Genomic DNA, 22,491 nt, shown 5'->3' with positions numbered 1-22,491 from the left:
AAGGAGTGTTCTTGTGAAATATAGTGAAATCATGGTTCGCTATGGTGAACTTTCCACAAAAGGAAAGAACCGTAAAAGTTTTATTATGCAGTTAGCACAAAACGTCAAGCAAGCGTTAAGTGATTTTCCTGAGATCAAAATCCATGCTGAGAGAGATCGGATGCATTTGCTTTTAAATGGAGTAGATGGACAGCTCGTCATTCCTAAATTAGCTAAAATTTTTGGGATTCAAAATTTTTCACCAAGTGTCCGAGTGGAAAAAGACGTTCAAGTGATCAAAGATGCTGTTCAAGAGATCATGAAAGAGATCTATACGGGCAAAGAAACATTCAAAATCATCGCAAAGCGTAGCGATCATACCTTCGAATTGAATAGCAATGAGCTGAATCAGGCATTAGGAAATGCTGTCATCGATATTTTTCCTGACATCCAAGCTCAGATGAAAAAACCAGATATTCCATTGCGTGTTGAAATTCGTCGCGATGGAACGTACTTATCATATGAAACGATCAAAGGAGCAGGTGGATTACCGGTAGGAACGAGTGGCAAAGGGATGTTGATGCTCTCTGGTGGGATTGATTCACCAGTTGCTGGCTATTTTGCCATGAAACGTGGAGTAGAGATCGAAGCGGTCCATTTTGCAAGCCCACCTTATACAAGTGAACAAGCGTTACAAAAAGCTAAAGATTTAACTGTTAAATTGACTCCATATGTTGGAAAGATCGACTTTATCGAAGTTCCGTTTACAGAGATCCAAGAAGAAATCAAGCGGACAGTTCCTCAAGGTTACTGGATGACGATTACTCGTCGAATGATGTTGCGTTTGACAGATGAGATCCGTAAGATCCGTCATGGATTGATCATTTTAAATGGTGAGTCGTTAGGACAAGTTGCTTCTCAAACTTTACAAAGCATGGTAGCAATCAATGAAGTAACCAATACACCAATCATCCGTCCGGTAGCTACTATGGATAAATTAGAAATCATCGAAGTGGCGGAAAAAATCGATACATTCGATTTATCGATCCAACCATTTGAAGACTGCTGTACGATTTTTGCACCTCCTCAACCAAAAACACGACCACAGTTAGAAAAAGTCCATCATTATGAGGAGCGTCTAGATATCGATGGGTTGATCGAACGCGCATTATCAGGACTTAAAATCGAAACGATCCGTCCAGAAACAACGATCCAACAATCAGAAGAATTTTCTGATTTACTGTAAAAGTCACTTTTAACTTCAACGAAATGTACTAGCCAGTGTAAAGCAGTTTTTTTGTTTTATACTGGTGTTTTTTTCTTCTAAAGAACTACTCTACAAGCTCTAAGAGTAAAGAATAGGATCGCTCTTGCTCTTTTCAGTTGATGAAAAGGAGTGAGCTATTTTTTCTATCTTATTACTTTGAACCAGATATAAAATTATACCTATTATTTTTTTCAGTGAGACTAAGGAAAAATATTTAAAATGGTGTATTTTCGAAATAAGTGACAAAAAATGAAAGATGGATTTGAGTAGAGAGATTTTTTATAGCTAATGCATTTATCGCTTGTCTCAAATACTGATCATATGTGCTGTAAATAACTGGTTGATCAAACGCACTGATTCAGTTTTAGTATCTTGCTATTGCGGTAGGGGATTATCCATGCTAAACTGAACATGTGAAAAAATTAACAAGGAGAACCGTTTATGCGAGAAAAATCAGAAACGTTGCCAACTGCGACAGCTAAAAGGCTGCCTTTATACTTGCGCTATCTAAAAATGCTCGATGATTCTGGAGTACAACGAATTAAATCGAATGAATTCGGTGAAATCACACAAGTGCCCTCTGCAACGATCCGAAGAGATTTTTCTCACTTAGGTGAATTAGGACGAAGTGGTTATGGTTATGATGTACCTTATTTGATTGATGTATTCAATCGTATCCTTAATACAGAGGAAGAAAAACGCATCGCCTTAGTAGGATATGGGAATTTAGGTAAAGCATTAAAAAATAATAATTTCAGAAGAAATGAAAATCTGAATATTGTTTGTGTCTTTGATAATGATCCTACTATAACTGGAAAAGAAATAGATGGCGTAATGATTTATCCCATGGAGAAATTTTCAGAAATAGTAAAACAAAAAGAAATCAAAGTAGCGATCTCTACGGTACCAAGTAAATATTCACAAGAAGCCATTGACGTCATAGTTGAGAGTGGTATCACCGCTATCTTAAATTTTGCACCAGATCGAGTAAATGTACCAGATAATGTCAATATTCAATATATTGATTTGACGACAGAATTACAAACATTGATTTATTTCGCTGACAAGTATTCCGATGTTTTTTCGTAAAAGGAGAACCTAGGCCAATGGATTCGTTTAGAGCTTTTATTGACTTTAAAATCTAACCATTGTAAAATGAGGCAAGATGCTGATCAAGAGGAGTAGCTAGCAAGAAGTTTTTAGAGAGAGAACGATTGGGTGAAACGTTCTTAATGGAAGCTAGTGAAGGTAGCTTGGGAATCTTTGTCTTGAAAATAGTAGAGACAAACGTGTAGTGACCGTTAACTCACTTCGAGAGGTAGCAAAAAAAGTTGTTACAAATTAGGTGGTACCGCGTAATTTATACGTCCTAAAATACGAAAGTATTTTAGGATTTTTTTATTTTAAAGGAGGAAATCAGTATGACGGAAGAAAAAAATCTATCTACGAAATATAATCCGCAGGAAGTCGAAGCTGGCCGCTATCAAAGCTGGTTAGATGAAGATTTGTTCAAGCCAAGTGGTGACAAGAAAGCGAAACCTTATTCAATCGTGATTCCACCACCAAATGTCACAGGAAAATTGCACTTAGGACATGCTTGGGATACAACTTTACAAGATATGCTGATTCGTCAAAAAAGAATGCAAGGCTATGATACGCTATGGTTGCCAGGAATGGATCATGCAGGTATTGCCACACAAGCAAAGGTTGAAGAAAAACTGCGTGAGCAAGGGATTTCCCGCTATGACTTAGGACGAGAAAAATTTATTGAGCAAGTATGGGATTGGAAAGAAGAATATGCAACACATATTCGTGAGCAATGGGCAAAAATGGGCTTATCTCTTGATTACAATCGGGAGCGTTTCACATTAGATGACGGTTTGTCAGAAGCAGTCAGAAAAGTATTCGTGACACTTTATGAAAAAGGATTGATCTATCGTGGTGAGTATATCATCAACTGGGATCCACAAGCTCGTACTGCTTTATCGGATATCGAAGTGATCCACAAAGATATCGAAGGGGCCTTTTATCATATGAGTTATGAGTTGGCTGATGGCTCAGGTGTAGTAGAGATTGCAACGACTCGACCTGAAACGATGCTGGGGGATACAGCAATTGCGGTCCATCCAAATGATGAAAGATATCAAGCATTGATCGGCAAAAAAGTGATTTTACCATTGGTTAATAAAGAAATTCCGATCGTAGCAGACGAATATGTCGATATGGAATTTGGAACTGGCGTAGTGAAAATCACACCAGCACATGATCCAAATGACTTCGAGGTAGGTAATCGTCATGATTTACCACGAGTGAATGTCATGAATGAAGACGGTACGATGAATGAACTAGCAGGTAAATATGAAGGAATGGATCGCTTTGAAGCACGTAAAGCAATTGTGGAAGATTTGAAAGAGATTGGTCGTCTCATCAAAATCGACACAATGGTCCATAGTGTAGGACATTCGGAACGTACTGGAGTTGTGGTAGAGCCTCGTTTATCGACACAATGGTTTGTCAAAATGGCACCATTGGCAGAAAAAGCGATGCAAAATCAAGAAACAGAAGATGCAGTAGCATTCTTCCCACCACGTTTTAACCAAACATTCCTACGTTGGATGGACAATGTACATGATTGGGTAATCTCTCGTCAACTTTGGTGGGGACATCAGATTCCTGCTTGGTACCATAAAGAAACCGGCGAAATGTATGTGGGCATGGAAGCACCAGCTGACAGTGAGAATTGGTACCAAGATCCAGATGTTTTAGATACATGGTTTAGTTCAGCCTTATGGCCATTTTCAACAATGGGTTGGCCAGATACAGAGAGTGAAGACTATCAACGTTACTTCCCAACTAGTACGTTGGTTACTGGCTATGATATCATCTTCTTCTGGGTAAGTCGGATGATTTTCCAAAGTTTGGAATTTACAGACCGTCGACCATTTGAAAATGTCTTGATCCACGGCTTGATCCGTGATGAACAAGGTAGAAAAATGAGTAAATCATTAGGTAATGGGATTGACCCAATGGAAGTGATCGAAAAATATGGAGCAGATGCATTGCGTTGGTTCTTATCTAACGGTTCAGCACCAGGTCAAGACGTTCGCTTCAGTTATGAAAAAATGGATGCAGCTTGGAATTTCATCAATAAAATTTGGAATGCCTCACGTTTTGTATTGATGAATATTGAAGACATGACGATCGATGATATTGATTTATCAGGTGAAAAAACAGTTGCTGATCGTTGGATTTTAACACGTTTAAATGAAACGATTGCTAAAGTAACAGATTTATTTGATCATTTTGAATTTGGTGAAGCGGGGCGTCAATTATACAATTTCATTTGGGATGATTTCTGTGACTGGTATATTGAAATGAGCAAGGAAACGCTGTATGGTGAGGACGAAACAGCTAAACAAACGAACCGTAGTATTCTCGTTCATACGTTAGATCAAATCTTACGCTTGTTACACCCAATCATGCCATTTGTAACTGAAGAAATCTGGCAACACCTGCCGCATAAAGGAACTTCACTAGTTGTTGCGGAATATCCAGTTATCCAACCTGAATATGATGATGAAACAGCATCAAAAGGAATGGAAGTCTTGAAAGAATTGATTCGTTCCGTGCGAAATATCCGTTCTGAAGTAAATACGCCATTGTCTAAACCAATTACTTTAATGATTAAAACGAATGATCCAAAAACCGATCAGTTTTTAGTTGAAAACACAAACTATATTGAGCGATTCTGTAACCCTGAAGAGTTGACGATTTCAAGCGAGATCACAGCGCCAGATCTAGCAATGTCTGCTGTTTTGACAGGAGCAGAAATTTTCTTGCCTTTGGCTGGTTTGATCAATATTGAAGAAGAAATTCAACGATTGGAAAAAGAATTAGTAAAATGGACAAGTGAAGTGAAACGTGTTCAAGGAAAATTAAGTAATGAACGCTTTGTTTCTAATGCACCTGACGATGTGGTAGAGGCAGAACGAGAAAAAGAAAAAGATTATTTAGAAAAACAAGCAGCTGTTCGTGAAAGAATTGAAAATTTAAAAACGATCAACTAAATAAAAGAAAAAGCATGTTGTCGTAAATGGCTATGATAAAAATTCTACTTGATGCATTAGGGTCTAATGATAGTCAATCTAGCGATAAAGGATTCATGGTCGAGGGGTGGACTGTATAGCTACTTTTCGAGAAATAAAAGTGGAGGATTCTGAAGATAGTTTTTCCTATTTTCAAGATTCTTCGCTTTTATTTTTTCTTCGTTTCGCTTTTTGTTATAATAAAAAAGAAATGGGGGAATAGCTGATGAAAATTGAAGAAGCGATTGACTGGATCCATAGCCGTCTGCCTTTTGGTTCACGCCCTGGATTGGATCGAGTTGAAGCTTTGTTAGAGATAGTAGGACATCCAGAAAAAAAGGTAAAAACGATCCACATTGCAGGAACGAATGGAAAAGGATCAACCGTTACTTATTTAAGATGTCTCTTAGAAGAAGCCGGTTTGACTGTAGGAACATTTACTTCCCCGTATATTGAATCATTTAATGAGCGAATCGCAATTAATGGACACAATATACCTGATGAAACACTTATACATTTAGTAGAAAAGTATCGTCCAATAGTGGCTCATATGGATCAATTTGAAGCAGTCGCAGGGATTACTGAGTTTGAAACCTTGACTGCTATGGCGTTTGATTATTTTTTAGAAGAAAAGGTGGATGTAGCTATTATTGAAGTAGGGTTAGGTGGTTTACTTGATTCTACCAATATAGCTGTACCAATACTGACAGGGATTACAACGATTGGCTATGATCATATGGAGATCTTAGGTGAAACGATCGAGGAGATCGCTGCGCAAAAAGCTGGGATCATTAAACAAGGTGTACCTCTAGTGACCGGTAATATTGATCCTAAGGCATTGACTGTCATTGAACACCAAACAAAGTTGAAAAACGCCTCTCATGAAGCATTTGGTAGGGACTATACAGTTAGCTACCAACATCAAGCAGAAGGGTGGGGAGAAGTTTTCTCATTTAGTAGTAAGCGGGGGAAAATAGCCAAAATAACCATCCCTCTTTTAGGACAACATCAAGTGGAAAATGCAGGTATGTCAATAGAGCTATATCAACTTTATTGTGAGTTGGAAAATCTTCCATTTAAAGAAAAGGATGTTATCCAAGGATTAAAAAAAGCACAATGGCCAGGCCGAATGGAACGGATTAGTAAAGAACCATTAGTCGTTTTAGATGGTGCTCACAATACCCATGCAATGAATCGCTTAGTTCAAAATTTAAAAAAAGAGTTCAAAGGATATCACATCAATGTTTTATTTTCATGTTTGCAAACTAAAGAAGTAAATAAAATGTTGGAACAATTAAAAGAAATACCCAATGCGGATATTTATGTCACAACGTTTGATTATCCAAAAGCGATTCAGTTAAGTGAAATGCAAGGAATGATGGATGACAAGCTTTCTATTGTTTCACTATGGCAGTTCGGTCTAGCTGAAATTTTAGAAAAAATGTCAGAAGAAGATGTTCTAGTTGTGACAGGATCGCTTTACTTTATTTCTGAAGTCCGTCAACTGCTAGTAGAATTAGGAGGGAAAGATGAATTATAGTGCAGTAATTTTCGATATGGACGGTTTATTGTTTGATACAGAAATCGTTTATTATGAGGCTTCACAAGCAATAGCGGATAAAATGGGAATTCCGTATGACAAAGAGCTATATTTGCGTTTCTTAGGTGTATCGGATGAAGAAGTCTGGGCTAATTATCATGAAATATATGCTGAATATGGTGAGGAAACTGTTCAAGCATTTATTGATGATTCTTATCAAGAAACCCTTAGACGTTTTGCATCTGGACAGGTCCAATTGAAACCAGGTGTGCATGAGTTATTAGCATTTCTAGAAGAAAAAAATGTTCCTAAAGTCGTGGCTTCAAGTAACAAACGTAAGATCATCGAATTGTTACTTGAAAAAAATAATTTGCTTCACCGCTTCGAAACAATTGTTTCAGCTGAAAATGTCGAAAGAGCAAAACCGGATCCTGAAATCTTTTTGCAAGCCCATAAGTACCTAGGTACGCCTAAAGAACAAACGTTGATTTTAGAAGATTCACAAAATGGCGTACTCGCAGCTTTTGCAGCAGAGATTCCTGTAGTCATGATTCCTGATTTATTGTCACCTTCTAAAGAGTTAGCTAAAAAAACGATTGGGGTTGTCTCTTCGTTACATGAAGTTCCCCCAATTTTTTGAACCGAATAGAAAAAAATGATCTCTTTTCTCGTATGTTATAGTGAGCCCACGAGAAAGGAGGTTTTTTTTATGGAGAAGAGTTTGATCCATGCCGTTCCGACTACTTCTTTACCAAGAGAGCGAATGGAGATCTATGGTGCAGCCGCCTTATCTGATCAAGAATTATTAGCGATCTTATTAAGAACAGGACAGCATCCTTATAATGTACTTGAAGTTGCAGGTATCTTACTAAAAGAATTTGGAGGACTAGCGCTTTTGAGGCAAGCCACATTAACAGAATTAGAAGCCATACGAGGGATTGGACGAGTGAAGGCTATTGAGATCAAAGCACTCATAGAGTTAGGTCACCGGATCCAAGCAGATCAGTTACGGACGACACCAACGATTCGTGCGAGCTATGAATTAGCACAAGAACTGATTTTAGAGTTAAAAGACCATAAGCAAGAACATCTGGTTTGTGTCTATCTCGATACGAAAAATCAAGTGTTGCTAAAAAAGACATTATTCATAGGGTCCTTGAATCAAACAGTGGCTCATCCCAGAGAAGTCTTTCATTATGCTGTTCGATATTCAGCTGCTCGGATCATACTTGCACATAACCATCCATCAGGGAATGTCATTCCTTCAAAGCAAGATTTACAGTTTACGAGACGAATCCAAGCATGTGGTGAGATGATGGGGATCGATGTGTTAGATCACCTGATTATCGGGCGTAAACAATACTTTAGTTTGCAAGAAGAAGGATTAATGGAGTTTGATTAGAGTCGAGTTCTTGCAAAAAAAATGAACCAAGTGTACAATTAAATTGTAATTTTGTTTGGGAATAGAAGTTGAAACATCTGTTGCACCTCTATCGTACACGAGCAATGTTACAATCAAATAAGTGCTTTGGCACGAGGAGGGTATTATTAATGGAAAACGGAACAGTTAAATGGTTCAACGCTGAAAAAGGATTTGGTTTTATCTCACGTGAAGACGGTAGTGACGTATTCGTGCATTTTTCAGCTATCCAAGGTGACGGATTCAAAACATTAGAAGAAGGTCAAGCAGTAACTTTTGACGTGGAAGATTCAGACCGCGGTCCACAAGCTACAAACGTAGAAAAAGCATAATCAATAGGATATGATACTGTTTTGACGCTTTACTTTATGAAGCGAATCAGTTTACGGAGGAGATGTGACAATATGTCCATCTTCGGGAACTAAGCCGAAGAAACTAAAAATAGCTTTGCCTATTTTCTAGTTTTTTCGGCTTAGTTTTTTATTTTAAAAAGTGAGATTAAAAAACTGAGAAAACGATAAAATGTCTATTTCTTAGTTTTTTAATCTCACTCTATTTAGGGTTAGAATGGATTTCCTATTGTTTTGAGTGTGTTTGCACTAAAAGTGACTTATCTCGATCATAAGATAAGTTTTCGTCATTTCATTTATACCAGTTCATACGAATCTTTTTTGAAAAAGGTGGGCAATGGCTTGCAAAAAAACATCAAAGTGAGTAGAAGCTACCCACTTTGATGTTTTAGATGATTCTAACAGACTCACAAAGAGCTATTTCAATTGGTTAAGTTTTATTCTTTATCTGGAGTCATAATCATTGGAATGATCATAGGATGTCTTTCTGTCCGATCAAATAAGAAAGGTTGAAGGGCACCGACCATAGCTTCTTTAAGTTTATGCTCTGAACAATCAGGCGCATTCAGTACTTCTCGTAAGGCATGGAAAAGAATACGTTGTGCTTCATTGATCATTTCGCCAGATTCACGCATATAAACGAAACCACGTGAGAGAATATCTGGACCAGCTAAAATTTCTTTTTTCTTGATATCCACAGTAGCAACTGCTAAAACAAGTCCTTCTTCTGAAAGTAAGTGGCGATCTCTTAAAACGACATTGCCGATATCACCGATACCACTACCGTCGATATAAACATCACCAGCTATAAATTTACCAGCTAAACGAGCAGAGTCATTGGTCAACGCTAAGACATCACCATTTTCCATGATAAAGCAGTTTTCCGGAGGAACTCCGGTATCTTGTGCTAAAGAAGCGTGGATCTTCAACATCCGAAACTCACCATGGACAGGAACAAAATATTTTGGTTTCATCAAACGAAGCATCAATTTTTGTTCTTCTTGGCCACCATGACCGGAAGTATGGATATTATTGATTTTACCATGGATCACATCAGCACCTGCTTCAGAAAGTAAATTGATCAGATGATTGACGCTAGTTGTATTTCCTGGGATCGGTGAACTAGAAAAGATAACTGTATCATCAGGTTGAATCTGGATCTGGCGATGTGTACCATTTGCGATCCGGCTTAAAGCTGCCATAGGCTCTCCTTGAGAACCTGTACATAAGATCATTGTTTCGTTCGCTGGTAAGCGATTGATTTCATGAGCATCAACGAAGGTGCCATCTGGAACTTTGATATAGCCAAGACGTTGCCCATTCACGATTGCATTTTCCATGCTTCGACCAAAGACAGCAATTTTTCTACCTGTAGCTACTGCTGCATCGGCAGCTTGTTGTAAACGAAAAATGTTTGAAGCAAAGCTAGCAAAAATGATTCTGCCTTCAATTTTTTCGAATATCTTTAAAATAGAGAGTCCGATGGTTTTTTCTGATTTAGTAAAAGTTGGTATCTCTGCATTGGTACTATCAGAAAGTAGGCAAAGAACACCTTCTTCACCAATACGTGCCATTTTGTGTAAGTTTGCTGGTTCGCCCACCGGCGTGAAATCAAATTTAAAGTCACCAGTGGCAACGATATTACCAGAAGGGGTCTTGACTACGACACCTAGTGCATCTGGAATACTGTGCGTTGTTCTGAAAAAGCTAACCGAAGTTTTTCTGAAACGGATGACCGTATCTTCATTGATTTCATTTAGTTGAGCTTCTCTCAGCAAGCCATGTTCATCTAATTTATTCGTGATCAACGCTAAAGCAAGAGGACCAGCATAGATCGGGATATTTGCTTGTTTCAACAAATAAGGAATCCCACCAATATGATCTTCATGACCATGGGTGATGACCAATGCTTTTACTTTGTGCAAGTTTTGTACGATATAGTTGTAGTCAGGAATCACGTAGTCAATTCCAAGAAGTTCATCTTCTGGAAACTTAATTCCAGCATCAATGATAATGATTTCATCTTGAAACTGTACCCCATACGTATTTTTCCCGATTTCCCCCAATCCACCAATTGCAAAGACACCTGTCTCATTATTTTTGATGGAAAGTTTCATCTTAAAACTCCACTAGCGTAAATGCTGCGTTTTCTTTTTCGTAGTCTAGATGGTTGCCTTCTAGAAGTTGTACGAATTCAATGTTGTATGGGGTATTTTCTTCTACGCGCTGACGTGCTTCCACTTCGCTGTTTGCTTCGATATATAGCGTTTTTGTTTCTTCGCGTTTAGGGTTGCGAATTTTTGATTCTTGATAATAAACTTTGTAGATCATTGTGTTTGTCTCCTTTATCTGCATCATGCAGTAATTTAGCGTAAATTAGTTTTTGGACATCACAAAACGAGGGGACTAGCCACCTGTTTTTTTTATGCTTTGAGAAAAATGTTTGATTTTACTCAAAGAGACAAGCCTAGTTTTTGCTTATCCGATGGGAATATTTTTTATACGGATCATCTATATGGATAGATACATAGTTAATTGCTATTTTAGCATAAGTTCTTGGATAAGTATAGAAAACGAGTATCGTAAAATAAAAAATTGTATGAGTGGATCGTTTCATGACTTTCAGCTACTTTTTGAATTAGAAGTGTTCTATTAAATAGATGAGTGTGCTATATTTCTATTAATGGGTAAAAAATTTAGGGACATTAAAAGGAGATGATTGAGTGAAATTAATGTGGCATTACACTATGCGTTATAAAAAGTACTTGGTACTTAATTTTATTTGTGTTTTCGGTTTTATCTTGATCGAATTAGGCTTACCAACTATTTTAGCGCGCATGATCGATGTCGGCATTCGTAATGACGATTTTGACTATGTAAAACAACAAGGGATCCTAATGATCGTGATCACGGTTATTGGAATCATTATGAATATATTATTAGGTTATTTTGGTTCACGGATCACAACGAATATTGTAGCTGATATTCGGGATGATCTTTTTAAAAAGATACAAACATATTCGCATCAAGAATATGAGACTTTAGGAGTCGCTTCGTTGATTACGCGAACGACGAATGATGCTTATCAAATCATGTTGTTTTTACAAAATATTTTAAGAATTGGTTTCATGACACCGATGATGTTCGTTGTAAGCTTATATATGGTTATGAGGACAAGTGTTTCATTGGGCTTTTATGTGATCGGAGCCTTGCCTTTCTTACTGATAGCGGTGTTAGCCATCGCTAAGTTTTCTGAACCGTTATCGAAAATCCAACAGAAAAATTTAGATCGAATCAATAGTATTTTACGTGAAAATTTATCCGGATTACGTGTGATTCGTGCGTTCGTAAATGAAAAATTTGAAGAAAAACGTTTTGAAAAAGTAAATGAAAATTACGCATCCAGCTCTAAGAGCCTCTTTCGCTTGATGGCAGTTGCTCAACCTGGGTTTTATTTCTTATTCAATATCGTGATGGTATTGATCATTTGGAGTGGGACATTACAAATTCAAGCAGGAACTTTGCAAGTCGGTAATCTGATTGCTTTTATTGAGTATATTTTCCATGCATTATTTTCATTCATGCTGTTTGCAAGTGTTTTTATGATGTATCCACGAGCAGCTGTATCTGCTGGACGTATCCAAGAAGCATTAGATGCATCCCCATCAATCGTTGAAGACCCAAATGGAGTAACAGAAACGAAGACAAAAGGTTATATCGAATTTAAAAATGTAACGTTTGCTTACCCTGGACACTCTCAAGAACCAGTGATCCGTAATGTCAGTTTTACTGCTTCACCTGGGGAGACTGTGGCATTTATCGGAAGTACAGGAAGTGGTAAATCAACATTAATCCAATTGATTCCACGTTTTTATGATGTCAGCGAGGGAGAAATCTTAATTGATGGTGTCGATGTACGTGATTATCGTTTGAGTAAATTAAGACAAAAAATTGGATTTATTCCTCAAAAAGCACTGTTGTTCACTGGAACGATCGCAGAAAATATGCGGTATGGGAAAGAAGATGCGACACAAGAAGAGATCGAACGGGCTGCAGAAATTGCCCAGGCCACAGATTTTATTTCAAAAAAACCAGATGGCTATGATGAGCTTCTTTCTGAAGGTGGTACGAATTTCTCTGGAGGACAAAAACAACGTTTAGCTATTGCGAGAGCGATCATCCGCCGTCCGGAGATTTATATCTTTGATGATAGCTTTTCTGCTTTGGATTATCAGACAGATGCAAAGCTTCGTGCAAGATTGAAAAAAGAAACCACTGAATCGACTGTGTTGATCGTTGCACAACGTGTGGGAACGATCATGCATGCTGATAAGATCATTGTTTTAAATGAAGGTGAAGTGGTGGGAATAGGAACCCATCGTGAATTATTAGAAAATTGTCCAATCTATTATGATATTGCTGCTTCACAATTATCGAAGGAGGAATTAGCATGAAAACAACGCTTGCTTCCTTTAAACGTTTAGCTCGTTATATTCGGCCTTATCGTTTGACCTTTATATTCGTATTATTATTTACAGTACTAACAGTGTTGTTCAATGCGGCACTTCCTTATGTAGTGGGGTTACCTACAACTGAAATCAGTAGAAACCTTGCGAATAATGAATCCATCAAATTCCCATATATCATCAATTGTTTGATTTGGATCACTGTGGTGGGAATTGGGTATTGTGTTTCTCAATTGCTTTCAGGTGTATTAATGACGAATGTCGTTCAAAGTTCGATGAAAGATTTGCGTCGTGACATCGAAGAAAAAATCAATCGTTTACCTGTTTCTTATTTTGATAAGAATCAACAAGGAAATATCTTATCTCGTGTCACGAATGACGTTGATGCAGTGAGTGGCGCATTACAACAAGCATTTATTGGAATCGTCAATGCCATTTTAGGAATCACTATGGCAGCAGCGATGATGTTTTATATCCAACCAATCATGGCATTGATTTCAATGATCATGATCCCTGCATCGATATGGATATCTAAACGTGTGATCAATGCTTCGCAAAAATATTTCCAAGAGATGCAAAATTCTCTTGGTGAACTAAACGGTTATGTGCAAGAAAACATGACAGGGTTTAGTGTATTAAAAGTATATGGTCGTGAAAAAGAGACGTTTGAGGGATTCCAAAAAGTCAATCATTCATTGAAATATTTTGGTTTTAGAGCGGCATTTATTTCTGGTTTGATGATGCCGTTAGTACAGTTGACTGCCTATGCTACTTATATTGGAATGGCGATATTAGGAAGTTTCTATGTAATCACTGGTGCCATCGTGGTTGGACAATTACAAGCTTTTATCCAATACATTTGGCAAATCAGCCAACCTATGGGAAATATCACTCAATTATCTTCGGTTTTACAAAGTGCTTCGGCAGCAACGAAACGGGTTTTTGAGATTTTAGATGAACCAGAAGAAAAAGAAAATAAAACAGATATCCCATTGCCAGAAGTATTCCATGGAAATGTTTCCTTTGAACATGTGGACTTTGCTTATGATCCGAAAAAACCATTGATCCAAGACTTGAATTTTGAGGTGAAGGCAGGGCAAATGGTAGCTGTTGTTGGACCAACTGGGGCAGGGAAAACAACGTTGATCAACTTATTGATGCGCTTTTACGACGTGACACATGGAGCCATCAAAATCGATGGAATCGATACAAAGGCGATGAGTCGTAGTGATGTTCGCTCCTTGTTCGGCATGGTACTACAGGATGCATGGCTTTATGAAGGAACGATTGCGGATAATATCCGTTTTGGGAAATTAGATGCAACCGACTATGAAGTCGTTGATGCAGCGAAAACAGCCAATGTTGATCACTTTATTCGCACGATGCCTGATGGTTATGAGATGAAAATCAACGCAGAAGGAGAGAATGTTTCTCTTGGTCAGAAACAATTACTGACAATTGCTCGGGCGGTTGTTTCAGATCCTAAGATTTTGATTCTTGATGAAGCAACGAGTTCGGTGGATACACGATTGGAAGCATTGATTCAAAAAGCAATGGATCGAGTGATGGAAGGACGCACAAGTTTTGTGATTGCCCATCGATTATCTACGATTCGTGAAGCGGACTTGATCTTAGTTATGGATCAAGGGCAAATCATTGAAAAAGGGACTCATGAAAGCCTACTAGCTAAAGGTGGCTTCTATGAAAAACTTTATAACAGCCAATTTGCTGAAGCGGCTGAGTAATCAAAGAACTTAAAAAATTGAAACAGCAATGTTTTAGCCTAAATAGTAAGACGGAGAATCAATAAATAGTTTTTACTATTGGTTCTCTGTCTTATTTCTTAAAACTAGTGAATCCTGTTTCTGTTTTTTTGATGAAAATAAGAGAGGGGAAGAGAAGCATATGACACAATTTGTTGCATCAAATGCCACAGTAGTTGGAGATGTCGATTTGGGAGAAAATGTGACAATCTGGTACCAAGCAGTAGTAAGAGGAGATAGTAATTCAATCCGAATCGGTTCAGGAACAAATATTCAAGATGGTACAATTATCCATGTCGACCATGATGCACCGGTAACGATTGGAAATGATGTGACAGTGGGTCATCAATGTATGATCCATGGATGTAGGATTGAAAAAGGTGCTTTGATTGGGATGGGTTCCACTATTCTAAATCATGCAGTGATTGGAGAAAACAGCTTGATTGGAGCCGGTTCATTAGTCACAGAAGGTAAAGTGATCCCACCGAATGTTTTAGCTTTTGGTCGACCAGCAAAAGTGATCCGCACGTTAACAAAAGAAGAGATTGAAAAAAATAAGCAAAATATTCTTCATTATATTGAAATCGGCGAAAAACATGCACAAGGTGTTTATAAAGAATGGCAAGCAGATAATTAACAATCACTCACCTGTTTCCTTAAGATTGGAGGAGTTATACTTTTTTGCTGCTGCATAAACAAAAAGAGGCTGGAACAGAAGTGGTTAACTCGAGAAATAAGCTGAAATCCACAAAAATTTGAAAAGCAATTTTCATGAAATTCAGCTTATTTTCGAAGAAGTTGCTTCTGATTCTGCCGTTTATACGTATTTAGAGCGTGAAACAAGAGTAAATCATACTTTTGCCCCACGCTCGACTAAGAGAAATAGTGGGTAAGATATTCCGTCGAATATCTTACCCACTAATCTTAGTATGTTTTTACTGGTTGTTAAAAATCAGCTAATGGAATACTGTTTATTTCGTTTTATAGATCGAAAACCATAGCTATTCCAGAGTCTTTTAGTTTAAAGATGAACTATTTTCCATAACTTCATCAATCAAACCATATGCTTTTGCTTGTTCAGCAGTCATATAGTTATCACGATCAGTATCTTTTTCGATTACTTCAAGTGGTTGACCAGTTCGTTCTGCTAAAATCTTATTCAAACGTTCGCGAGTTTGTAAGATATGACGAGCTGCAATTTCAATTTCTGTTGCTTGACCTTGTGCGCCACCTAGTGGTTGATGGATCATGATCTCTGCATTTGGTAATGCAAATCGTTTTCCTTTTGTACCAGCAGTTAATAAGAAGCTACCCATAGAAGCAGCCATTCCCATCACGATAGTTTGAACATCTGCTTTAACAAAGTTCATTGTGTCGTAAATGGCCATACCAGCAGTAACTGAGCCACCAGGAGAGTTGATATAAAGGTAGATATCTTTTTCTGAATCTTGTGCATCTAAAAATAATAGTTGCGCAATGATTGAATTTGCAAGATCATCTGTGACTTGTCCACTCAACATGATGATACGGTCTTTTAATAAACGTGAGTAAATATCATAGGCTCTTTCGCCACGTGAGGATTGTTCGATAACTGTAGGAATTAAATTCATAATAAGGTTCCTCCTTAATTTCTTTAGAAATAGTGTAACATAAAATGATTTCGAATATCTACCAAGTAGTATACATTTTTGGTCAATAAAGGTCAAATGAAAAAACTTTGATAGAGATAGTCGTATAATGTCCGTTTATGTTATGATAAAAAGGAAATCAAAGAGAAGGGGGAATCTTTTGTGATAGTGGGTATCGCAGGTTTCATCGGCGTATTAATCGGTGCAATTTTAGTTTATATTGGTATGGCGATGCAAATGCGCCATTTTGAGAATAAAGAGAAACGTAGACGTGAGTTAGAATTGAAAGTCAAAGAAATTGAAACACTGAATCAGTTGAATAAAAAAATCAATGAGATTTTGCAAAAACGTGCAAGTTTACTAGAGGAATATGTGAGCTTTGACGCTTTCGATGATTGTTACATCACGATTGATGATTTTGCTTATCTACAATCATTTTCCGCACAAAATAATTTTTATTTGCCAAATTATATCTTAGATGAATTATTTAAGAATATTGCTCATCGTAAAGTCATTCTTTCGCCAGATGAGACAATGAAAATTGGAGGGTACGCTTACAAAGGTGGGCGCGTGATCTTAGAGAATTTTACTGATAATTTGACAGAAATGATCAATGAAAAAAAAGCACAACTGAAAAATGTGACAAGACAACCCATAGGTTTTTTCTCAAAAGATGATGTTTGGAGCTAACATCTTGGTATTTAGATAAGTCATAAGAAAATGGATGTTATTGGCAATTATTTTGATCATTCGATCTATTAGAAAGAGCGTGGAATAAAAGGGTTATTTACTTTTATTCCACGCTCTAAATACGTATAAACAGCAAAAGCACAAGCAACTTCTTCGAAAATAAGCCGAAATTCAAAAAATTTGAAAAGCAATTTTCATGCATTTCTTCTTATTTTTCGGAGTTAGATACTTCTGTTCTAGCCTCTTATTGTTGTTGTGTTAAAATAAAGGTGATCGGAGTGAAGGATATGATACAAGTCTATGCACATCGAGGAAGTAGTGGGACGCATCCTGAAAATACCTTGCCTGCTTTTTCTGAAGCGGTACGTGTTGGTGCAGATGGAATCGAATTGGATGTCCATCTTAGTAAAGATGATCAACTGGTTGTTATGCATGATGAGAACGTGGATCGAACCACTAATGGTAAAGGATTGATTCGCGAAAAAACATTGACAGAACTTAAAAAATTAAATGCCGGTAGTTGGTTCAGCAAAGAATTTCCAGCGACAAAAGTTCCTACTTTAAAGGAAGTATTGGCGCTACTTCTGCAAAAAAACTATCGAGGAACGTTGATGATCGAAATCAAAACAGATAAGTATGAATATGAAGGGATCGAAGCGAAAGTTTCGGCTCTTATGACCCAAACAAACTGGCCATTTCAGCACGCTTATTGTAGTTTCAACCTTCATTCTTTAGAAAGATTATCCTTGATTGAGCCAGGAGCGCAACTTGATCTTTTGATGAGTACTTCTCAGGAAAAATTAGCAGCAGCAAAACAGCTTTCTTACATTGAAGGGATTCACCCAAAAGCCTCCTGGTTATTTGAACATATGGATGAATTAGCAATATTCCCTAAAAAAATCCGAACATGGACAGTCAATGAAAAAGTTGATCTGGAAACTAGTTTTAAACTACCAATTGATTCAATCATCACTGATTTTCCTGAAAGAGCACTGTATATAAAACAATTTACGAAAAAGTAGGAGGATTATGGAAAAAGTATTAGTCATAGTTGGCCCCACAGCTGTTGGTAAAACAGCTTTAAGTGTGGAATTAGCAAAAAAATTTAATGGTGAGATCATTAGCGGAGATTCCTTGCAGATCTACAAACATCTCGATATTGGAACAGCCAAAATCAAACCGACAGAAATGGCAGGTGTTCCGCATCATTTAATTGATGTAATCGAACCTGTTCAGAATTACTCAGTAGCAGATTTTCAAAAAACAGGACGTCAATTGATTACTGAAATCACTGCACGGGGACATTTGCCGATCGTAGTGGGGGGGACCGGTTTGTATATTCAGTCACTCTTGTACGACTATCAGTTAGGAGCAAAAGAAGAAGGAGCCTCGATCGTTCGTCAAAAATATGAACAGTTAGCTGAAGAAATTGATAGACAGGACCTTTGGAATTTGTTAAAGGAACGAGACCCTTTAGCTGCCGAAAAAATCCATTGGAACAATCAGCGAAAAGTGATCCGTGCCTTAGAAGTTTTAGAAGTTACAGGATATAGTATCTTAGCGCCAAAAGAAGAACCAACCTGTTTGTATGATTACTGTATGATCGGATTAGATACTAAGCGGGAATACTTGTATCAACGAATCAATCAACGAGTGGATCAGATGATTGACGAGGGACTGCTTGCAGAAGCTAGATTTGTTTATGATTTAGGAAAAGTTCAAGCAAGTCAAGGGATTGGCTATAAAGAATGCTTTCCATATTTTGAAGGAGAGCGTAGTCTTGAAGAAGTAACAGAAGATATCAAGTTACATTCTCGCCGATATGCAAAACGCCAATTGACTTGGTTTCGGAATCGCATGTCTGTAAACTGGTTTGATTTATTGACAGATGACACAACTATCAAAGAAATCGAACAAATGGTCAATGATTGGTTAAAAGAGGGGGAGCAAGAACATGAGTAAAGAAAAAGTCATCCTTGTTGGTGTAGAAACTGAACAGAATCAACAAAATTTTTTAGAATCAATGGATGAATTACGTCAATTGACGGATACAGCTCATGGAGAAGTTGTATATACGTTGACACAAAAGCGTCCCCAAGTCGATCGACAAACGATCATTGGAAAAGGCAAAGTGCAGGAATTGATCCAGTTTGCCGATGCGTATGAGGCGGAATTGATCATTTTCAATCACGAAATGACACCACGTCAAAGTCAATTGGTTACAGAAGCGGTTGGCTTACCAGTAATTGATCGCGTTCAATTGATCTTAGATATTTTTGCTATGCGAGCGCGTTCTAAAGAAGGAAAGTTACAAGTTGAGTTAGCTCAACTAGAATACCTTCTGCCACGATTGGTTGGTCAAGGGAAATCCTTGTCACGACTTGGTGGGGGGATTGGAACAAGAGGACCAGGGGAAACAAAATTAGAAACAGACCGTCGACACATTCGAAATAAAATTTTAGGTGTGAAAAGAGAGCTGAAAGCAGTAGAAGCACACCGCATGAGAAATAGACAAAAAAGACAATCTAGTGAAGTTTTTCAAATTGGCTTGATTGGCTATACGAATGCTGGAAAATCAACGATTCTTAATTTGTTGACTGAGGCTAAGACGTATTCAAAAGATCAATTATTTGCGACACTCGATCCATTAACTAAAAAATGGCAATTTGCCGAAGGATTTGAAATAACTGTTACAGATACTGTTGGTTTTATCCAAGATCTACCTACCCAGTTGATTGATGCCTTTCATTCAACCTTGGAAGAAAGTCAAGGAATGGATTTATTGTTGCATGTCGTAGATGCCAGTTCCTCTGATCGAATCTTGCAAGAACAAACAGTTTTACAATTAATGGATGAATTGGATATGAAAGAAATGCCTGTTTTAACAGTATATAATAAAGCGGATCAAATCGATGCTGAAACATTCACACCTACTTTATTTCCCAATGTACTGATTTCTGCACAAAGTGAGAATGGAAAAAAACGATTAGTAACAGCTATCAAACGTCAACTGATGGAGCTGCTTGTTCCTTATACACGACTTGTACCAAGCAATCGAGGTCAGGTGCTTAGTGAGTTGAGAAGACAGACGTTAGTATTAGAAGAAGACTTTATGGAAGATAGAAATAGCTACATGGTAAAAGGTTTTGCAAAGAAACAGTCAAAATGGCTAAAAAAAGATGATTTATTTTAGGTTATTTAAACGAATACAATAATTACTTGGTCAACTTTAAGTGAAGTTGATCAAGTTTTTTTATAAAAAAAACTAGCGTCCATGTAATAAAACCTGACATGGATGGTTGACAGCATTTTTTATGATTGGTATACTTTATTCAATTGATAAGACGAAAGGAGACGTCAGATGGGAGAAAAAGAATTACGCCGATCAATGTCCGTTTTCCCAATTGGTACAGTTATGAAGTTGACTGATTTGACTGCTAGACAGATCAGATATTATGAAGAACAAGACTTTGTACACCCAGAAAGAAGCGAAGGCAACCGACGTATGTATTCATTGAATGATATTGATATCTTATTGGAAATCAAAGATTATCTTTCTGATGGATTGAATATGGCGGGGATCAAACGAGTTTATGAGATGGCACAGGCGAAAAAGCAAGAAGAAAAAAATAAAAAACCGCTAACCGATCATGACGTTCGCCAAATTTTTCGTGATGAGATCTTAGCACAAGGCGGTTTGAATACAGGGAATTATCAGTCACAGGGATTGCAACAACGTCAATTCTTTGACTGAATAAACTAAATAAAAGGAAGAGGGATACCATGGTAAAGAAACAAATCACAGGCGAGGAAATTAAACGAATCATTGAAGATGAGAATGTACGGTTTTTACGATTGATGTTCACAGATATTCTAGGCACCATCAAAAATGTAGAAGTACCAGTTAGCCAAATCGACAAAGTACTCGACAATAAAATGATGTTTGACGGTTCTTCGATCGAAGGATTTGTCAGAATCGAAGAAAGTGATATGTATCTGTATCCCGATCTTTCAACCTGGATGATCTTCCCTTGGGAAAGTGATCACGGAAAAGTCGCACGATTGATTTGTGATATTTATAACCCAGACGGTACACCATTTGCTGGTGATCCTCGTGGTAATTTGAAACGTGCACTTAAAGATATGCGAGAACTTGGTTTCACCTCTTTCAACTTAGGTCCAGAACCAGAATTTTTCTTGTTCAAGTTAGATGAAGATGGCGGTATTACAACAAACTTGAACGATAAAGGTGGCTACTTTGATTTTGCACCAACTGATTTAGGAGAAAATTGCCGTCGTGATATTGTGTTGGAGTTAGAAAGCTTAGGTTTTGAAGTGGAAGCTTCTCACCATGAAGTAGCTCCGGGACAACATGAAATCGACTTTAAATATGCAGATGTAGTAGATGCCTGTGATAATATCCAAACATTTAAATTAGTTGTAAAAACCATTGCGCGTAAGCATGGGTTGCATGCGACTTTTATGCCAAAACCTCTATTTGGTATCAATGGTTCAGGAATGCATTGCAATATGTCACTATTTAATGGTGAAGGAAATGTCTTTTATGATAAAGAGGGCGACTTGGAACTTAGCCAAACCGCTTATCATTTCTTAGGGGGATTATTGAAACATGCTCGTGCTTATACAGCAGTCTGCAATCCAACAGTCAACTCATACAAACGTTTAGTGCCAGGCTATGAAGCACCAGTTTATGTAGCTTGGAGTGGACGCAACCGTTCGCCACTTGTGCGTGTCCCTGAATCACGTGGTTTATCCACCCGCTTAGAGTTGCGTTCAGTTGATCCATCAGCTAATCCATATTTGACCATGGCTGTACTATTACAAGCAGGATTAGATGGTATCCGTAATGAATTAACACCACCACCAGCAGTTGATCGCAATATCTACGTGATGAATGAAGAAGAACGAGAAGCTTCAAGTATCCAAGATCTTCCGTCCACTCTTCATAATGCAATCAAAGAATTGAGAAAAGACAAAGTGATGATCGATGCACTAGGTCAACATATCTTTGCCAATTTTGTCGAAGCCAAACGACTTGAATGGGCAGCCTTCAGACAAACAGTGTCCGAATGGGAAAGAGAACAATATTTGGAACTTTATTAAAAAAGGTTGTTCCACCAGCGTTTTGTCCGAGCAGTAAGGCAGGAAATCGTAAAATAGTTTTCCATATTTTGCGATTTCCTGCCTTAGTGATGAGGATCAGCTGGTGGAACACCGTCTATCTGGGCTGAAAAAGCTAAGGTTGGTAGAAGGTCTGAGAGTAGACAGAGGAATCGTAAAAT

19 protein-coding genes and 1 other annotated feature are annotated in these 22,491 nt (G+C 37.7%); of the genes, 16 read left to right on the top strand and 3 right to left on the bottom strand.

Features of this window, described 5'->3' with window-relative positions; all coding sequences use genetic code 11:
* Positions 1-13 precede the first annotated feature (13 nt).
* The 7 genes from thiI to A5844_RS12340 all read left to right on the top strand — a co-directional run bounded on the left by thiI (position 14) and on the right by A5844_RS12340 (position 8,623).
* Positions 14-1,225, top strand: a complete 1,212-nt coding sequence (gene thiI, locus A5844_RS12370; protein ID WP_086285487.1) for a tRNA uracil 4-sulfurtransferase ThiI — start codon at positions 14-16, stop codon at positions 1,223-1,225.
* Positions 1,226-1,687: 462 nt separating this feature from the next.
* The gene (locus A5844_RS12365; RefSeq protein WP_086285486.1) at positions 1,688-2,335 is read left to right on the top strand and encodes a redox-sensing transcriptional repressor Rex; all 648 of its coding nucleotides are present in this window, start codon (positions 1,688-1,690) and stop codon (positions 2,333-2,335) included.
* 70 nt (positions 2,336-2,405) lie between these two features.
* Positions 2,406-2,621 (top strand) — a binding site (T-box leader).
* 46 nt (positions 2,622-2,667) lie between these two features.
* Positions 2,668-5,313, top strand: a complete 2,646-nt coding sequence (locus A5844_RS12360) for a valine--tRNA ligase (protein ID WP_086285485.1) — start codon at positions 2,668-2,670, stop codon at positions 5,311-5,313.
* A 244-nt stretch (positions 5,314-5,557) separates the two neighbouring features.
* Positions 5,558-6,871, top strand: coding sequence for a bifunctional folylpolyglutamate synthase/dihydrofolate synthase (locus A5844_RS12355; protein WP_086285484.1), 1,314 nt, complete (start codon positions 5,558-5,560; stop codon positions 6,869-6,871).
* Complete coding sequence (locus A5844_RS12350; protein ID WP_086285483.1) at positions 6,861-7,511, top strand: HAD family hydrolase; 651 nt, start codon at positions 6,861-6,863, stop codon at positions 7,509-7,511. Before A5844_RS12355 ends, A5844_RS12350 begins: the two co-directional genes overlap by 11 nt.
* 69 nt (positions 7,512-7,580) lie before the next feature.
* The gene (gene radC / locus A5844_RS12345) at positions 7,581-8,273 is read left to right on the top strand and encodes a RadC family protein (RefSeq protein WP_086285482.1); all 693 of its coding nucleotides are present in this window, start codon (positions 7,581-7,583) and stop codon (positions 8,271-8,273) included.
* Between the two features lie 149 nt (positions 8,274-8,422).
* Positions 8,423-8,623 (top strand): cold-shock protein, encoded by a 201-nt coding sequence (locus tag A5844_RS12340; protein WP_010736076.1) that lies wholly within the window; start codon positions 8,423-8,425, stop codon positions 8,621-8,623.
* A gap of 455 nt (positions 8,624-9,078) precedes the next feature.
* Here A5844_RS12340 and rnjA read toward each other — a convergent pair whose 3' ends face one another.
* Both rnjA and A5844_RS12330 read right to left on the bottom strand, forming a co-directional pair.
* Positions 9,079-10,758, bottom strand: coding sequence for a ribonuclease J1 (rnjA, locus tag A5844_RS12335; RefSeq protein WP_086285481.1), 1,680 nt, complete (start codon positions 10,756-10,758; stop codon positions 9,079-9,081).
* A gap of 1 nt (position 10,759) precedes the next feature.
* Positions 10,760-10,972, bottom strand: coding sequence for a DNA-directed RNA polymerase subunit epsilon (locus A5844_RS12330; RefSeq protein WP_086285480.1), 213 nt, complete (start codon positions 10,970-10,972; stop codon positions 10,760-10,762).
* A 392-nt stretch (positions 10,973-11,364) separates the two neighbouring features.
* Between A5844_RS12330 and efrA the strand changes: the two genes are divergently transcribed.
* The 3 genes from efrA to A5844_RS12315 all read left to right on the top strand — a co-directional run bounded on the left by efrA (position 11,365) and on the right by A5844_RS12315 (position 15,507).
* Entirely contained in the window at positions 11,365-13,095 is a 1,731-nt protein-coding gene (gene efrA, locus A5844_RS12325) for a multidrug efflux ABC transporter subunit EfrA (protein ID WP_086285479.1), read from the top strand.
* Positions 13,092-14,852: a multidrug efflux ABC transporter subunit EfrB gene (gene efrB / locus A5844_RS12320; RefSeq protein ID WP_086285478.1), complete on the top strand. Its 1,761-nt coding sequence runs from the start codon at positions 13,092-13,094 to the stop codon at positions 14,850-14,852. The genes efrA and efrB overlap by 4 nt, the downstream gene beginning before the upstream one ends.
* Positions 14,853-15,012: 160 nt before the next feature.
* Positions 15,013-15,507 carry a gamma carbonic anhydrase family protein gene (locus A5844_RS12315; protein WP_086285477.1) on the top strand — a complete coding sequence of 165 codons (495 nt, stop codon included), beginning with the start codon at positions 15,013-15,015 and terminating at the stop codon, positions 15,505-15,507.
* A gap of 379 nt (positions 15,508-15,886) precedes the next feature.
* Here A5844_RS12315 and clpP read toward each other — a convergent pair whose 3' ends face one another.
* Complete coding sequence (clpP, locus tag A5844_RS12310) at positions 15,887-16,480, bottom strand: ATP-dependent Clp endopeptidase proteolytic subunit ClpP (protein WP_002289402.1); 594 nt, start codon at positions 16,478-16,480, stop codon at positions 15,887-15,889.
* A 180-nt stretch (positions 16,481-16,660) separates the two neighbouring features.
* Here clpP and A5844_RS12305 point away from each other — a divergent pair, with 180 nt between their 5' ends.
* The 6 genes from A5844_RS12305 to glnA all read left to right on the top strand — a co-directional run bounded on the left by A5844_RS12305 (position 16,661) and on the right by glnA (position 22,312).
* Entirely contained in the window at positions 16,661-17,188 is a 528-nt protein-coding gene (locus tag A5844_RS12305; RefSeq protein ID WP_086285476.1) for a PilN family protein, read from the top strand.
* Positions 17,189-17,475: 287 nt separating this feature from the next.
* Entirely contained in the window at positions 17,476-18,210 is a 735-nt protein-coding gene (locus tag A5844_RS12300) for a glycerophosphodiester phosphodiesterase (protein WP_086285475.1), read from the top strand.
* A 7-nt stretch (positions 18,211-18,217) separates the two neighbouring features.
* Positions 18,218-19,150, top strand: a complete 933-nt coding sequence (gene miaA / locus A5844_RS12295) for a tRNA (adenosine(37)-N6)-dimethylallyltransferase MiaA (RefSeq protein WP_086285474.1) — start codon at positions 18,218-18,220, stop codon at positions 19,148-19,150.
* Entirely contained in the window at positions 19,143-20,381 is a 1,239-nt protein-coding gene (gene hflX, locus A5844_RS12290) for a GTPase HflX (RefSeq protein WP_086285473.1), read from the top strand. The genes miaA and hflX overlap by 8 nt, the downstream gene beginning before the upstream one ends.
* A 168-nt stretch (positions 20,382-20,549) precedes the next feature.
* Positions 20,550-20,942 (top strand): MerR family transcriptional regulator, encoded by a 393-nt coding sequence (locus A5844_RS12285; RefSeq protein ID WP_086285472.1) that lies wholly within the window; start codon positions 20,550-20,552, stop codon positions 20,940-20,942.
* Between the two features lie 29 nt (positions 20,943-20,971).
* A complete protein-coding gene (glnA, locus tag A5844_RS12280) occupies positions 20,972-22,312 on the top strand; it encodes a type I glutamate--ammonia ligase (protein ID WP_086285471.1) in 1,341 nt (446 codons plus the stop codon).
* Positions 22,313-22,491 lie beyond the last annotated feature (179 nt).

It is taken from the genome of Candidatus Enterococcus wittei, assembly GCF_002140175.1.
In the GTDB taxonomy this organism is placed as follows: domain Bacteria; phylum Bacillota; class Bacilli; order Lactobacillales; family Enterococcaceae; genus Enterococcus_B; species Enterococcus_B wittei.
Note: the sequence above shows the minus strand (reverse complement) of the source record. Positions and strands in the feature narration are given on the sequence as shown.

Excerpts from the sequence above, each read along its gene's own strand:
- A5844_RS12365 (WP_086285486.1), top strand. The coding sequence starts at position 1,688 with ATGCGAGAAAAATCAGAAACGTTGCCAACTGCGACAGCTAAAAGGCTG.
- A5844_RS12360 (WP_086285485.1), top strand. The coding sequence starts at position 2,668 with ATGACGGAAGAAAAAAATCTATCTACGAAATATAATCCGCAGGAAGTC.
- A5844_RS12355 (WP_086285484.1), top strand. The coding sequence starts at position 5,558 with ATGAAAATTGAAGAAGCGATTGACTGGATCCATAGCCGTCTGCCTTTT.
- A5844_RS12350 (WP_086285483.1), top strand. The coding sequence starts at position 6,861 with ATGAATTATAGTGCAGTAATTTTCGATATGGACGGTTTATTGTTTGAT.
- radC (WP_086285482.1), top strand. The coding sequence starts at position 7,581 with ATGGAGAAGAGTTTGATCCATGCCGTTCCGACTACTTCTTTACCAAGA.
- A5844_RS12340 (WP_010736076.1), top strand. The coding sequence starts at position 8,423 with ATGGAAAACGGAACAGTTAAATGGTTCAACGCTGAAAAAGGATTTGGT.
- rnjA (WP_086285481.1), bottom strand. The coding sequence starts at position 10,758 with ATGAAACTTTCCATCAAAAATAATGAGACAGGTGTCTTTGCAATTGGT.
- A5844_RS12330 (WP_086285480.1), bottom strand. The coding sequence starts at position 10,972 with ATGATCTACAAAGTTTATTATCAAGAATCAAAAATTCGCAACCCTAAA.
- efrB (WP_086285478.1), top strand. The coding sequence starts at position 13,092 with ATGAAAACAACGCTTGCTTCCTTTAAACGTTTAGCTCGTTATATTCGG.
- A5844_RS12315 (WP_086285477.1), top strand. The coding sequence starts at position 15,013 with ATGACACAATTTGTTGCATCAAATGCCACAGTAGTTGGAGATGTCGAT.
- clpP (WP_002289402.1), bottom strand. The coding sequence starts at position 16,480 with ATGAATTTAATTCCTACAGTTATCGAACAATCCTCACGTGGCGAAAGA.
- A5844_RS12300 (WP_086285475.1), top strand. The coding sequence starts at position 17,476 with ATGATACAAGTCTATGCACATCGAGGAAGTAGTGGGACGCATCCTGAA.
- miaA (WP_086285474.1), top strand. The coding sequence starts at position 18,218 with ATGGAAAAAGTATTAGTCATAGTTGGCCCCACAGCTGTTGGTAAAACA.
- hflX (WP_086285473.1), top strand. The coding sequence starts at position 19,143 with ATGAGTAAAGAAAAAGTCATCCTTGTTGGTGTAGAAACTGAACAGAAT.
- A5844_RS12285 (WP_086285472.1), top strand. The coding sequence starts at position 20,550 with ATGGGAGAAAAAGAATTACGCCGATCAATGTCCGTTTTCCCAATTGGT.
- glnA (WP_086285471.1), top strand. The coding sequence starts at position 20,972 with ATGGTAAAGAAACAAATCACAGGCGAGGAAATTAAACGAATCATTGAA.